11 protein-coding genes are annotated in these 14,318 nt (G+C 64.0%); 4 read left to right on the forward strand and 7 right to left on the reverse strand.

The window, feature by feature from the left end:
• The first annotated feature begins 137 nt into the window (after positions 1 to 137).
• From MKL20_RS30535 to MKL20_RS30550, 4 genes are all read left to right on the forward strand, one after another.
• Positions 138 to 629: a hypothetical protein gene (locus tag MKL20_RS30535; protein WP_244039843.1), complete on the forward strand. Its 492-nt coding sequence runs from the start codon at positions 138 to 140 to the stop codon at positions 627 to 629.
• An 833-nt stretch (positions 630 to 1,462) separates the two neighbouring features.
• A complete protein-coding gene (locus MKL20_RS30540; protein WP_244039844.1) occupies positions 1,463 to 3,997 on the forward strand; it encodes a hypothetical protein in 2,535 nt (844 codons plus the stop codon).
• Positions 3,998 to 4,276: 279 nt separating this feature from the next.
• A complete protein-coding gene (locus MKL20_RS30545) occupies positions 4,277 to 4,630 on the forward strand; it encodes a hypothetical protein (protein WP_244039845.1) in 354 nt (117 codons plus the stop codon).
• A 43-nt stretch (positions 4,631 to 4,673) separates the two neighbouring features.
• Positions 4,674 to 5,852: a tyrosine-type recombinase/integrase gene (locus MKL20_RS30550; protein ID WP_244039846.1), complete on the forward strand. Its 1,179-nt coding sequence runs from the start codon at positions 4,674 to 4,676 to the stop codon at positions 5,850 to 5,852.
• A 174-nt stretch (positions 5,853 to 6,026) separates the two neighbouring features.
• Here the strand turns inward: MKL20_RS30550 and MKL20_RS30555 are convergent, their stop codons facing one another.
• The 7 genes from MKL20_RS30555 to MKL20_RS30585 all read right to left on the reverse strand — a co-directional run bounded on the left by MKL20_RS30555 (position 6,027) and on the right by MKL20_RS30585 (position 14,186).
• Positions 6,027 to 6,419, reverse strand: coding sequence for a hypothetical protein (locus MKL20_RS30555; RefSeq protein ID WP_244039847.1), 393 nt, complete (start codon positions 6,417 to 6,419; stop codon positions 6,027 to 6,029).
• Positions 6,420 to 7,114: 695 nt separating this feature from the next.
• Positions 7,115 to 8,143 (reverse strand): alpha/beta fold hydrolase, encoded by a 1,029-nt coding sequence (locus MKL20_RS30560; RefSeq protein WP_244039848.1) that lies wholly within the window; start codon positions 8,141 to 8,143, stop codon positions 7,115 to 7,117.
• Complete coding sequence (locus MKL20_RS30565; RefSeq protein WP_244039849.1) at positions 8,140 to 9,039, reverse strand: fatty acid desaturase; 900 nt, start codon at positions 9,037 to 9,039, stop codon at positions 8,140 to 8,142. Before MKL20_RS30565 ends, MKL20_RS30560 begins: the two co-directional genes overlap by 4 nt.
• A gap of 98 nt (positions 9,040 to 9,137) precedes the next feature.
• Positions 9,138 to 10,787: an ABC transporter ATP-binding protein gene (locus tag MKL20_RS30570; RefSeq protein WP_244039850.1), complete on the reverse strand. Its 1,650-nt coding sequence runs from the start codon at positions 10,785 to 10,787 to the stop codon at positions 9,138 to 9,140.
• Entirely contained in the window at positions 10,784 to 11,620 is an 837-nt protein-coding gene (locus MKL20_RS30575) for an ABC transporter permease (RefSeq protein WP_244039869.1), read from the reverse strand. The genes MKL20_RS30570 and MKL20_RS30575 overlap by 4 nt, the downstream gene beginning before the upstream one ends.
• The gene (locus tag MKL20_RS30580) at positions 11,620 to 12,606 is read right to left on the reverse strand and encodes an ABC transporter permease (protein ID WP_244039851.1); all 987 of its coding nucleotides are present in this window, start codon (positions 12,604 to 12,606) and stop codon (positions 11,620 to 11,622) included. Before MKL20_RS30580 ends, MKL20_RS30575 begins: the two co-directional genes overlap by 1 nt.
• Complete coding sequence (locus MKL20_RS30585) at positions 12,603 to 14,186, reverse strand: ABC transporter substrate-binding protein (protein WP_244039852.1); 1,584 nt, start codon at positions 14,184 to 14,186, stop codon at positions 12,603 to 12,605. Before MKL20_RS30585 ends, MKL20_RS30580 begins: the two co-directional genes overlap by 4 nt.
• Between the last annotated feature and the right edge of the window lie 132 nt (positions 14,187 to 14,318).

Below are 14,318 nucleotides of genomic sequence, written 5' to 3' on the forward strand. Positions count from 1 at the left end.
GGTATTGCGCTAGCAAAGCGGAAAATAGGCTAACGTGCACTCTCATCTGCCAATCCACGCAGTCGGATTCGCGCAATACCTCAGGTTTCGCTCGAATTAATAACTATGATTTTGAGGCTGATACAGGGAAGAACGACATGCATCGACGTTCACCGGCAGAGCCCAATCTGATCGTCTCCAGGGTGATCGGACATCTGATCAGCAGACATCCTCAGATACGAAACTCGCTGCTGGTCTTCGGACCCAAACGAGATTTGCCAAGTTACGTCGCCACCGCGAGCGACTTCGGCATGGAATGTCACATCAGTACAGTCTGCGCAACTTTGCTCGACAAACTGACCTCGCTGCAACATATCATCTTAGTACTGCTCCTCGTCGAGGAAATCCCGAGGGATGTCGCGATCGTCTTGGCGGAAGCCTGCGAATGGATCGACCCATTTTATGTATTGCAAATATACAAACGAGAAAACACCATAATTAGAAACGATGCGCGGCATGAGGTTTATATTCATTCCGCCGCGCCCGTATCCGGATCCCGCGCTGCTGCGCGCGTCTCACTCGCAACCGCGCAGCTATTTCACCCCTCGAATACACAGCTCCCGATCAACTCTTGCGCACCGTTGCACTGAGTTCTGAGCCCCCCGCCACACATCTCATCTCACAGGGCGAAGTCATGCCTACACAATGGTCAAGTAAAGAGTTCGAGCCGCAATATGTATTCAGCGAAACCAATCGGCTCCTATTTCCAGTGCCTTACTTGAGGCACTGCATGATGATGAGGAGCCATTATAGAGGTCCCGCGACGAGCGTCATCGTCTATGGCGATCCGGCGGACGCTGAGAATTACGCTGAGGCGACCCGGATCTTGGGCTTCAAGACCCACAAAGTCACCTCGGAATACGATCTCGTAGAGCGTGTTCGAGCTGATAGAAAAAATATCCTGATGTGCGTCATACTCAAGAACGAGCTATTACACAAAACAGATCTGACGTTATTGTTCGCAAATCTATATTCATTTCCGATGCAAACTCTACGAACATACAGATTAATGCCTGACGATCAGTTCGGTAGCCTAAGTTCCAATGCGCTCTACTATTGGACGAAACCACTGGCCGACACTCGTAGAGCTCGGCGAGGGGCATATCAGATCAGCAAGATGTTTGCAATACACAATGAATTTGCAAAACCTATCAATAAACTCCCGAAGTATTTGCTCGATAGATTGATAGGCAACCATCCTGCTGGATGATCCATCGTCGACATCCCGATCTTCAATCTACATTATCTAATAATCGCTATGAGTAAATCGTCCAGTAATCGCAAGATCACGTGGCATGCGGTCATGCATGAGTTGTCTGGACCTCCGCGGCCGGCAGAGGCCTCGGTAGCTGAGGATATTCTCAAGCCTCCCGTCCAGCACCAGCATCCCGATACGGATCGGCCATGCAGCTTCGAGCTCGGTGTGATCACCGTCGCTTATCCTCAGCCGGAGAGCGATGCGGAGGCCGTCGAGCGATCAACTGAGGACTCCTCCGCTGGATCACTTCCAGCCGAGCGAGCAACCGCGGTCGCATCCGTCGATTCCGAGAGTGGCCTCCAAGCCGCCGACTACGCAGATGTCTTTTTTCGGGCGGCGTTCGACCTGACGCCCAAAGAGGTTGACGCCGCCGAAGAGCACCAAGTTGTCACCTCGGTCGCCCCGTCAGGCGAGCGCTCTACGCCGGCCCATCACGCCCGGCAACTTGCGGCTTCAAACCTTGAAACCGGGTCCCACGCCGCTCAGCTCGCCGCCGTTGAGGCGGACGTTGCTGCGACACAGGCAAAAATTGATCAGTTTGAAGACACTCCGGCGACATTAGGGGCTAAGGATGACGATGAGCCTTGGTTCAGCGAGTGTTACGTAAACGCCGACGATTTCATCGCCGCGTTCCACGAGATCTTTCCTGAATTGCACCCTATTGCTGGGAATGTGCGACGTCACGAGGTTTTTATCCCACCGATCGTTGTTACGAGCGGAATTGCGAAGTCTAACGAAGATCTAGCCCAATCCAGCGAGATCGGTACCCCGGAGGAGGCAGAACGCCGGAGGCGTGGTCCGGCGATCCCGACGCGCGTTGCCGCTGCTTTGCTCAAGTGGGTCGAGAACGACCCGGCCTATCGTACCGCCAGAGCGTTCGCGGAGCAGCAGCGCCTCCGCTACGTCGCCACCATCAACGTGGCCGGACCCGACTCATACAGGATCGCCTCCGCCCGCGATGATTTTCTGGCAAGCGTTGCGCTCGTTGACGACTACTACCTGGCGACATTGCAGGTGCTCGCCCATACGATCCTGCGGTGCGGGCAGTACGGTGCGTTCGCTTGCGGATCGTACTGGTGCCCACATTGCCGAAAGCGATTCGGGGCACGCCTGCTGGACGATACGCAGGCCCAGCTACGGCAACGATACGGCGACGACCTCGAACGAGCGCGGAGTAATCTGCTTTACGGGACAATCCTCTGCGACATCGTCATTCCCACGCCAAACATCGACCGCGATTACGGCTCGGATTTCGCCGCAGACATCGCAAGTCGCGATCACATCGCGCTGGTCAACTTCCTACGCAAATACCAGCTTGACCGCCGTAGCGCGATGTCAGTCCTGCTGGCTAAGCGCGGCCTGAGCTTGGAACTCGTCCTGGATTGGATCGCGGTAGGGAACCGGGACAGGACGATCTACGACCCGAAGAACGCCGTCGCCGACGCTCGCCGGCTCATTGCATTGAACGATCTCATCATCGTGGCGCATGACCGATTCAAGTCCCGGCGCAAACGCCCGGACCTCGAGTCAACCAAGCTGATATCGTGGAGCGACGAGGAGCGGACCGAGGCGTACATGTACCAGCTGCGCAAGGCGCAGAAGCTCAGCCGGAGGGACATCCTCGCGCTTTCAGACGACTTCCAGTTCATCGATCGGGAGTTTCGCGGGATCACAAAGACGAATTATCCTGAACGGCTGAAGTACAAGAGCTCCATTGCGAAGGTGATCCGGCGCGAGCGCAACAAGCTCTATCGCCTATCGAAGAGCCTCCCTGGGGTCTCGCTGATCGGCGTGTTCGAGCTTGAACTCATCGACCTGCGCCACGCGATCGGCGGTAAGCATCAGCACGATGTTAAGGCAAAGACGCTGCGCATTCTGGCGACGCAGGAACGCAAGCCGACAAAGTATCGCAAGACAGACGAGCCAATATCAGCGGAGAGCTACATCCGACGGCACAAGCGGGAATTTAGGAACACCCTTCTCGACGAAGCCCGCAGAAGGATCGCCGCAAACGAAGATTTACCCGAGGATAAGTTCACTGGCATCCAGTACGCCGTGCTCTTGCACATGCACGTCGTGATCGATCTCAACGGAACGCCCCGGGATGATGTCGAGCGGTGGTTCAACGGCAAACCTATGGGTACCCGAAGATTTAAGGGACAATGGCTACTTCCGTATCAGGTGATGATCAAGAGCCTGTACGAGGGTAAGCCCGTCGATGACAGCCTACGTCACATCAGCTTTTACGCGTTTAAAGGGCCAGTAGCATTCAACTACGAGAACACGGCACCGAAACGGGACGAAGAGTTGGCGGAGAGTGATGCTCGCCACTATCCCGAACAGGCGCTCGCTCTCGCTGTGTGGCTCCAGCACAGCATCGGTCACGACAGCCTCAAGATCGAGATCGATTGGCCCGGGGTCGACCGCGAAAAGCGCGGTCCAAAGCCGAAGCGCGAGCAGACCCCGAAGATGACCGAGGAAGAGCTGGAGGAGGCCCTGGCTGAGCTTGGTGTGGAGCTGCCCCGTGATCCAAAGGGTCAGACCGACATCAGCGCCCTGTTTGAGGAAGCAGGAGAGGGCGCTCATGCCACTCTTCCTCCGAAAGCGAGCAGGTCGATGGGGTCAGGTGCTGATGAGGCTCTCGATGCCCCAGACGCCAATTGGACGCGATCAGTTGGAGGTGAGGAAGATGGGATTTAAACGATACTGCTCTCCCTATCGTCGATGAGTGGGCAGGGACCAGGCTCAACCATAGCCTAATAAAAACAAGACGTTAGTTCCGGCGACGTGTCCTGACAGGGCTGTGATCCACGGCTAACTGTCTAATTCGACCCTCCCTCCGCGCCCAGGGAGGCCGGCTGACGAGCGGGCAGAAATTCGACCCCTTTCGCGATGACCTGCGCCTCGCTCCACCCGGAGCGGTAGGGGCCATTCTCCGCCTCAGTGCGCCTGGGCATCGCATCAGCTTCGAGAATCAGCATGCCCATAGACCCAACCCGGATCGACAAAGAGGAGCTGCGCCAGCTTCGGCGCGATATCGCCGAAGCGCACGGCATCCGGCTCTACCTTCAGTACTCCGAGCGGGATGCCGCACGCCTTCTGATCCGGCCTGATGAGCGGCCAGACGGATCTGCCAACGTCTCGACCCTCAAGCGTAAGCGGCGCGCCGGGAACATCCCCCATGTGCCTCTCGGCGACTGCTCCGTCGCTTACCTCGGGATGATGCTCTGCGACTTCCTCGCGTTTGGCGAGCGGTCCGTCCTGCTCTGGGGCAGCGGCGATCCCGACATCATTCCTCCAAATCCAGATGATGGGTCTGCTCCTCAGAGCTGAAATGGGGGAGGGCAGGACCAGGTGACTATGACGGGAGCGTCCGATGGGCCGGTACACCAAGCGTGAGCACGCAGCGGGCAAGTTCTGGCTCGACAAACGTCCGAATAGCCCTGCTTGGTGCATTTGCTGGATGGAAGGCCGGCAGCTGCGGCGCAAGTCGACCGGCACCGATAACCTTGATGCTGCCATTCGGGAGCTTAAGGCACACTATCTCGCCGGAGACACGCCCGACGTTCAGGACGTAACCCGGGTGCCAATCGCAGATATTGTGCTGGCCTATTATCTTCAGCATGGCCAGCACCTGCCCTCCCGCAAGTGGATCACGTACGCAATCAATCATTGGGTTCGGTTCTTTGGTGAGGCGGAGAGTGTCTGGGGTGCGACCCGCCCCGCGCGGATTGAGCGATTCATCGACGACCTTCGGCAACGCGATCTCAAGGCATCCTCGATCAACAACGTGCTGACGGCGGGCAAAGCGGCGCTTAGCCGATCGTGGCGCCGCGGGGAGCTTACACGCCAAGTCCACGTGCCGAGCGTCAAGGTGACGAAGGTACAGCCGAAGGGGCGGCCGCTATCTGCTGAGGAATGCGCCGCTTGGCTCGATGAGTCTGCTCCACATTTCCACGCCCTGCTGCTCATCTGCCTTGCCACCGGGAGTCGACCGGAGGCCGTCAAGCAGCTGCAGTGGACACAGGTCGATTTCGACGACGGCCTGTTGCACCTTAATCCCGAAGAGCGCGAGCAGACGTCAAAGCGTCGCCCAGTCGTGAAAATGCCGCCGCTTCTAATCGCATATCTGCGTCAGCTGCCGCGTGAATCGGATTTCGTGGTCAGCTTCCGGGGGAAGCCAGTCGACCGGTATTACACCGCGCTAGGCGAAAGCCGGCGGCGAGCCGGACTCGATGGTCGAGTGAACCTCTATAGCCCGAGGCACACGGTGGCGCGTTGGATGCGGAAGGAACGTGTACCGTTTGAGGAGCTGTCCGGGCAGCTTGGCCACCGAGTACGTGGGTTCGCCATCACCGAAATTTACGCGGCATACTCGCCGGATTATCAGGCGCTGGCCACTGCGGCGATCGAGCGGCTGCTTCAGACGATCGCGGCGCACAGTCAGTCCTGTCAGTTCCTCATCCAGCGAGGTGCGGGGCCGGCGGGGCACCTGGGCGTATGCGCTTCCCTTCCTCGGACAGTCAGTTTGCATGAAGCCTCCGGTCCGCAGTGATCTTGGCTCGATGGGTTCTACGGCCCCCACTGAGGTCTCATAGACGGCGCTGGCTATCCCTCCAGCAGAGGGGGGAAGACGAGGTCCAAGCTCGACCGCCACAGGGTTCGTTTCACCACCACTCTCGCCGTTCGCGAGCGGTCACCACGGCTATAGGTACCGCCATGGAGGTCATCAGAGCACGATGTCGTATGCGGCGAGCTCGGGCAGCATCGCTTCGACGACGAAGTCCACGAACGCTACCGGCACGTCTAGGTAGAACTCCCTGTCGGAGTAGGCCCCGATGTGGGCGGTCAGTCCTCGTGCGGTGAACCAAGACGCCAAGCGCCGCAGATCAGCTTCAGGAGTATCACTAAGAAACGAGACCTGCGAACGATCCCGGTCAGCATCTCGGTGCCCGGTGTCGCTGCGGCTGAGCTGGAGATCCACGTTGGCCCCGGTCTGCCGCAACCAAACGGCGCGTTCGGTGCGCCGCAGCTCCACGAAACCGAGCTGCTGGACGAACATGTCCACGACGATCTCGAAGTGGCCCGGATTGACGCGATTGGCTACGTGGTTGAACCGCAAGAGCTGGCTCCATCCCCTGGGCGATAGCGTCTCTACGTCGAACACCAGCTGACCGCTTGTCCCATCATGATCGCGCGTGGGGCTACGTGATAGGGGTGCTGCGCTGTGCGATTTAGACTTTAGATAATTACCGCTACGATCCGCGGTGGGTCGGCGATTCGGGGCAGGGCGCATGCGGTTGCGTCTCACCAGTATTCGAAGGTTCGTTCCCCCATACCTGGCGAAGCTTGATCCGTTGCGCAAAACCGGACGTTCCGCTTTGCGCCCATCTCAGTCATTCAGGCAGCTCAGGCCGCTTCTCCATAGCAGACATTCAGCGCGACGGCTGTTTCGCTAAGCGATTCGCATTAGGGCACGCTACGGATCGAGGCGCACCGAGATAGTCCGCAGGCGTGTGCGACCCAGTGCGCGAGTTGGGAAAGTCCGCTCCCAGGCTGACGAGAGGAGCGGCCTATAGCTGGTTTGGGTAGTTTTGGGCCCGTCCGCTTTCGGGAAGCAAAGTCGGGAAACCGAACATTTAATCAATTGGGGCGTAGGACAGCTTCGCGCCCAATGTCGCCGTTTATCCAATCCTCGCAACATCTCAAAAGCGAACGCTGCTGCAAACGTCGTGGGTTGGATCACGTAAACGAAGGTGCTCGGCCCGGGACGGACATGTGTACCTGCCGCTTCGCAAGTATGCGAAGGTCCGGCACTCACATGTCTTCGGATGATCCGAGGAACGCCCGTACCGTGTCGCGGAGAAAAGCCGCATCGGCCGGGTGGGTGGAGGGATTGCCCGCACGGTGGCCCCAAATGCTGGGGATCGGCCGCAGGATGGCATCGCGGAGGTGGGGCAGCTCGGCCGCGTTGTCGGCGACGCGGAAGTAGAGGTCGGTCTCCCCGGGCATCAGCAGCAGCCGGGCCGTGATCGCGCCGAGCGCCCGCGCCAGGTCGCCGTCGAAGCCCGGGTTGCGGCTGATGTCGCCCGCGTCCCAGGTGCAGAGCTGTGCGTAGAGGTCGGCCGCCGGGCGCCGGGCGAAGCGTTCCTCCCAGTCGGTGCGCAGGAAGGTGTCGAGGTCCGGCGCGCCGAGCGTCGTCCGGTGCAGGTCTGCCCGGTAGAAGTCCTGGCTGAGCGCCCAGCCGGCGTAGATGCGCCCGAAGGCCCGCAGCGACGCGGCGGGCTCGGCCGAGAAGCGGCCCGCGCCACGATACTCGGGCGCGGCCTCCAGCACCGCCATGAGCCCCTTCAGGAACACGCGGTTGTGGGTGGCGGTGCGGGCGCTGCCGCAGGTGATCACCGCCCGGGCGACCTGCTCGGGGAACAGGGCCGCCCAATGGTAGGCCTGCTGAGCGCCCATGGACCAGCCGTAGACGGCGTGCAGATGCGCGATCCCCCAGGTCTCGGCGATGAGGCGGCGCTGGGCGTGGACATTGTCCCATGCGGTGACGAGGCCGGGCCAGTCCGGCGTGTTCGATGGGCTCGATGACAGCCCGTTGCCGAACATGTCCGGGATGACGATGAACCACCGCTCCGGATCGAGCACGCCGTCCGGGCCGATCAACCATTCGAGGTCGGGATGCTGGGCCGCGTAGCTCGTCGGATAGAGCACGACGTTGTCGCGCCCAGGCGAGAGCGTCCCGTGCGTCTTCCAGCGCAGATGCGCGCCCGGCAGCACGGCGCCCGACTGAAGTGGCAGGTCCCCGAGTTCGAAGGTTCCGGTAGCCGTCGGCCATCCGGTCACGGGCGCAACGTCCGGACGAAGCCGACATGCCACTTGGCGTAGCCGCGCTGCAGCACGACGAGGCGCTCGCGCATCGCCGCGTGGGCGTCCGGAAGGCGGTGGAACGGGATCGACGGATAGAGGTGGTGCTCGGTGTGGAACGGCATGTTCCACATGAGCAGACGCATCAGGCCGTTGGTCAAGGTCGTGCGGGTGTTGGTCAGGCCGTTGTTGTCCATAGTGCAGAGCGTGTGTTCGGTGAGCAGGTAGAGCCGCAGGAACGGCTGCCCGAGGAGCTGCGGCCCGATCCAGAACACCAGGGGCGCCCACCAGCCGATCAGCACCATACCGAGAACTGAGACGCCGAGCAGGACGGCGCACATCAGTCTGAGCGACCGGATGATGCGCGGCGCGGTGCGCTCCGTGATGAAGGGGTAGGCCGATAGGTCGCCGCGCAGGCCGGCCGCAGCAACTTGGAGGCGGGTGCGCCAGTAGGGCAGCGCCATCACGCGCCAGATATAGGCGTCGAGGGTTGAAGGTGGCAGCAACGCGAGTTCGGGGTCGTGCTCGGGATCCTGCGTGTGGCGGTGATGGGCGAGGTGGAAGGCCGTGTAGAAGTGCCAGTTCAGGAGCGACGGGCAAGCGACTAGCCAGCCGACGACGGCGTTGGCCCGGCGCGAGCGGAACGCGGTCAGGTGGATGGTCTCGTGGATCGGCGCGAACAGCGCCGATTGCACGATGCCGAGCAGCATCATGGCGGGCAGCAGCGTCCACGATCCGGAGCGCCAGACCAGCCAGCCGGAGCCGGCCAACATCAGGACATGCGCCCCAAGGCGCATCGCACCGCGCAGGTCCGAGCGCTGCGACAGCGCCTTTACCTCCGCGCCCGTCAGAATCCGTCCGCTCGCCGAAGCCATGGATCTCCCCGAAAGTTGCACGCGCCTCGAAAAACACACGGCCGCTGCATCATCCGTGCCGGTGCCGCGGGCCTTCGTCGCCGAACCGGCGGACGCACTCAGGCGGTCAGCGCCTCGGGCGCCGATGCGTCGAGACCGCCGAACAGGCGACGGCCGGGCATCGCGGCCACGAGGCCGCGGGTGTATGGGTGATCGGGCGCCGCGAAGATCCCAGCGGCCGGTCCCGTCTCAACGATCCGGCCCCGCTGCATCACCGCGACCCGGTCGGCGATCCGGGCGGCGATGCGCAGGTCGTGGGTGATGAACAGCATCGCGAGATTGTACTCGGCACGGAGCTCCGCCAACAAGTCGAGCACGCGGGCCTGGACGGAGACGTCGAGCGCCGAGACGGCCTCGTCTGCCACGAGGACGCGCGGCTTGAGCGCCAGCGCCCGGGCGATGCAGATGCGCTGGCGCTGGCCGCCGGAGAACTCGTGCGGGAAGCGGTCGGCGGCGCCGGCTTTCAGGCCGACCCGCTCAAGCAGCGCCCGCGCCTCGGCGACGGCCTCGGCCTTCGGTACGCCGTAGGCCATCGGGCCGCGGGCGATCGCCTCGCCGACCCTCTGGCGCGGGTTCAGCGCCGCGAACGGATCCTGGAACACGATCTGGATGCGGCGGCGTGCGACCCGGAGCGCCTCGCCCCGCAGGGCCAGGAGATCCTGCCCCTCGAAGCGGACCCGGCCCGCATCCGGCTCGGCCAGACGCAGGATCATCTGCCCGAGGGTCGACTTGCCCGATCCCGACTCGCCCACTACCGCCACCGTCTCGCCGGCCGAAAGCGTGAGGGAGATCCCGTCCGCGGCGACCACGCGGCGGGCCTGACGGAACCACCCTTGCCGCGTGATGAAGGTCTTGGAGAGTGCCTCTATCTCGAGCAGCGGCGGCAATGCCGCCGTCGTCCTGCGCGCCGGGCGGCCGCTGCCATGCGGCACCGCGGCGATCAGGGCCCGGGTGTAGGGGTCGCGGGGCGCGGTCAGGAGCGCTTCGGCGCTGCCCTGCTCGACGACCCGGCCGTCGCGCATCACCACGACGCGGTCGGCCATCTCGGCGACCACGCCGAAATCGTGCGTAATCAGCAGGACGCCCATCTGCCGCTCGCTCTGGAGGCGGCGGATCAGCGTGAGGATTTGAGCCTGCGTGGTCACGTCGAGGGCGGTGGTCGGCTCGTCGGCCACCAGCAGCGCCGGATTGTTGGCCATGGCGATGGCGATCATCACCCGCTGGCGCTGGCCACCCGACAGCGCGAACGGAAAGCTGGCCCGGATCCGCGCCGGGTCCGGCAGGCCGACATCCTGGATCAGCGCGCCGACCCGCGCTCCGACCGCGGCGCGCGGCGTTTCCGGCGCATGGGCCCGTATGGCCTCGGCAATCTGCTCGCCGATACGCTTCAGCGGGTTCAGCGCGCTGAGCGGCTCTTGAAAGATCATCGCGGCGTCGCGTCCGCGGATGGCGCGCATCTCCGCCTCGGACGCGGTGGCGATGTCGCGCCCGCGCAGCGTGACGCCGCCGCCGGCCACCGTCACCCCCGGCGGCAGCAGGCCCAGGATCGCATGGGCGATCATCGACTTGCCCGACCCCGACTCGCCCACGAGGCAGACGATCTCGTTGGCGCCTACCGTGATCGAGACGTCGCTCACCGCCTGGGCCCGGTCGGCGCCCCGCGGCAGGCTGATGGAGAGGTCCGTGATCGTGAGGACCGGCTGGCTCATGCGCCGCTCCGCCGGGCAAGCCGCGGGTTAAGCGCGTCGTTGAGCGCCTCGCCGACGAGGTTGATGGCGAGCACCGTCACCAGGATCGCAGCACCGGGGAAGACGCTCGTCCACCAGGCCTGCCGGATGACCGTGCGGGCGGCACCGACCATGTATCCCCAGGACATCAGGTTCGGATCGCCCAGACCGAGGAAGCTCAGCGCGCTCTCGATCAGGATCGCGGTGGCGACCGTGAGCGAGCCGGTGACGATGATCGGCGCCAGGGCGTTCGGCAGGATGTGGCGCAGGACCAGGGCCGCGGGGCGCTCGCCCTGGCAGGCGGCGGCCCGCACGAAGTCCCGGTTCTTCAGCCGCAGGAACTCGCCGCGGGTCAGGCGTGCCAGCGGCGGCCAGCTGATCGCCGCGATCGCCAGGATCTCGTGGGCGAGCGACGGCCCCAGGGTCGCGACCAGCAGCACCGCCAGGATGAAGCCGGGGATCGTCTGGAACAGCTCGGCGATCCGCATCAGTACGCCGTCAACGAGGCCGCCGAACCATCCGGCCGTCGCACCGATCACCACGCCGACCAGCAGAGCCGTGAGCGTCGAGGCGAGGCCGATCGCCAGCGAGACCCGGGCGCCGTGAGCGAGGCCCGCGGCGATGTCCCGGCCCATCGTGTCGGAGCCGAGGGGCAGATCCGGGCTCAGCGGCGGCTCGAATGGGGCGCCGACCATTTCCCAGGGATCGACCGGGATGAGGAGCGGCGCGAAGATCGCGACCGCGACCACCGCAACGAGGAGCACGAGGCCGATCATCCCGCCGGGGTTGCGCAGGAACGCCCGGACGACCCCCATCACGTGGCCTTCGCGGAGGCGGTGATCCGCGGATCGATGAGCCGCGAGAGTAGGTCGGTCAGCATGTTGATGAGGATCACGAGCACGGACATCACGAGGAAGATCCCGAGCAGGACCGGATAGTCGCGCTGGCTGAGGGCCTCGAACACCAGCCGGCCGAGCCCCGGCCAGGCGAACACCGTCTCGACCACCACCGAGCCGCCGACCAGTGCGCCGGCCTGCATGCCGGCCACCGTCACTACCGGCAGGATCGCGTTGCGGATCATGTGGTCGCGGATCACGCGGCCGCGGGTGAGGCCCTTGGCCCGGGCGGTCTTCACGAAGTCCTGGGCGGCGACCTCGACGATCGAGGTCCGCATCAGGCGGGCGTAGACTGCCAGATAGACCGCGGCGAGCGACAGGACCGGCAGGATCAGGTGCGCCAGCACGTCGCCGACCTGCCCCAGCGGCGAGAACGTCGTGCCGACGCTGCGGTAGCCGAAGGCCGGCAGCCATTCGAGCTGGACCGAGAAGACCAGCACCAGCATCAGGCCAAGCCAGAAGACCGGCATGGCGTAGAGCACCAGCGCCACCAGGCCGATCAGGGTGTCGGACCACCGGCCCGCCCGCACCCCCGAGAGGGTGCCGAGCAGGATCCCGGATCCAAGCGCCAGGGCGAAGGCCGTGCCGGTGAGCAGCAGGGTCGCGGGCAGCCGCTCCAGCACAAGGCCGAGCACCGGGCGCTGCTGCCGGTAGGAATAGCCGAGATCGAGCCGCAGGACCCGGCCCAGATACGTCGCGAGCTGCACGGGGTAGGGCTTGTCGAGGCCGTATTCCGCCCGGAGCTGTCGGAGGAGCGTCTCGTCCGAGGCGCCGGACTGGCCGGCGATGACCTGGGCCGGATCGCCGGGCGCCGCGTGGACGAGGGCGAAGTTCACGCTGGCGATGACCAGGATCACCGCCAGCGTCCGCGCGATCCAGGCGGCCAGGGCGGCCATCGTCCTCATGCGCGATAGGCCCGGGCGAAGGTGTCGTTCACGCCGCTGCCCGTGACGACGAGATCCTTAATGCGCTTGTCGGTGAAGGTCGGGAAGTCGAGCTCGGTGAGCCATGCAACTGCCGCGTCCTCGACCAGGATCTTCTGGACCCGGCTGTAGAGCGTCTGCCGGGTGGCGTCGTCCGGCGCCACGGCAGCCTCCTCGAACAGCCGGTCGACTTCCGGGTTGCTGTATCCGGAGGTGTTAGAGAACAGGATGCCCTTGCGGATGTTCGTGGAGATGTAGGAGCGCGAGACGCCGAGAGCGGGATCCCCGTACTGGTAGGTCCAGGGCGCTGAGATCTCGAACTCCCAGTTACCGCATCGCGCCGCCCAGCCGCCGACGTCGATGCCTTCCAGTACGATGTCGATCCCGACCTTGCCGAGGGACTGGCGCACGTACTCGGCCACCCGCTGCCACAGCTCGCCGTAGGGCGGCACCAGGTATTTCAGGCTCACCCGCTTGCCGTCCGCGCCGGACTTCAGCCCCATCTCGTCGAGGAGCGCCGTCGCCTTCGCGGGGGCGTACTCGTAGGTCTTCACGTCCGGCTCGTAGAACCGCGTCTTCGAGGAGACCGGGCCGGTGGCGACCTTGCCGAGGCCGAAGAAGACGCGCTTGCGCAGGGCCTCCCGGTCGATGGCGTAGAGCACTGCCTGCCGGAAGCGCCGGTCGTTCATCGGCGCGATACGCGTGTTCATCTCCAGCCAGAGATGGGGGGCATAGAACTCGTAGCCCTTCGTGGTCATGTCGAGGTTCGGGAGCGCCTTGAGGCGCGGCACGTCGAAGGCCTCGACGTCGTTCCACTGCGTCAGCTGGATCGTGCCGCTCTCCAGGGCGACGGCCCGGGAGGCTGCGTCCGGGATGACGCGGTAGTAGATCTCGTCGAGATAGGGTTCACCTTTGCGGTAATAGCCCTCGTGGCGCACGAGGTGGATGTGGGATCCCTTGACCCATTCCTTCAGCTTGAACGGGCCGGTGCCGATCGCCCGGGCGTTGTTCGGGTTCTGCCGCAGATCGGTGTTCTCGTAGAGCGCCTTGGGGATGATTGGCGCGGTCGTGGCGTCGAAGGCGTGCAGGAACGGCGCGAACGGCTCCTTCAGCCTGAACACCACGGTGAGCGGGTCCGGCGCTTCAGCGGACGCAAGACGCGAGAACGTGCCGCGCGCCCTCGCATGAGCCTCCATCAGCGCCTTCGTGACCGAGAACACCACGTCCTCCGAGGTCATCGGCGACCCGTCGTGAAAGGTGATCCCGGGAAACAGCTTGAACGTGTAGGTCAGGCCATCCGGGCTGCGCTCCCAGCTCTGGGCCATGCCGGACTTCGGCGTCAGATCGAAATCGTAGGTGAGCAGGCTCTCGTAGATCTTGCCGCAGACCGTGAGCGTCGGGGCCTGCTGATTGAGCGCCGAGACTAGGATCGGCGGCTCGGGCTGGATCACGGTGTTGAGGACGCCGCCGCGGGTCTGGCCTGCGGCGCGCGTGATGCCGAAGGGGATCGGCCCCGCCGCACCTGCGGCGAGCACGAGCTTGGCGAAATCGCGTCGATTCATCCGGGACCTTTTCAAGCGGCTCGGAGCGCCCCCCGGGGCGATCCGGCAATCCCCACGGCGAACTGGGACCGTTCCAGGCGAATGCATCGAACAGGCCACTTGTGATGGTGGAGATGCGGCAACGCACCGGGC

Origin of the sequence: Methylobacterium sp. E-066, assembly GCF_022829635.1 — a bacterium.
Classification (GTDB): domain Bacteria; phylum Pseudomonadota; class Alphaproteobacteria; order Rhizobiales; family Beijerinckiaceae; genus Methylobacterium.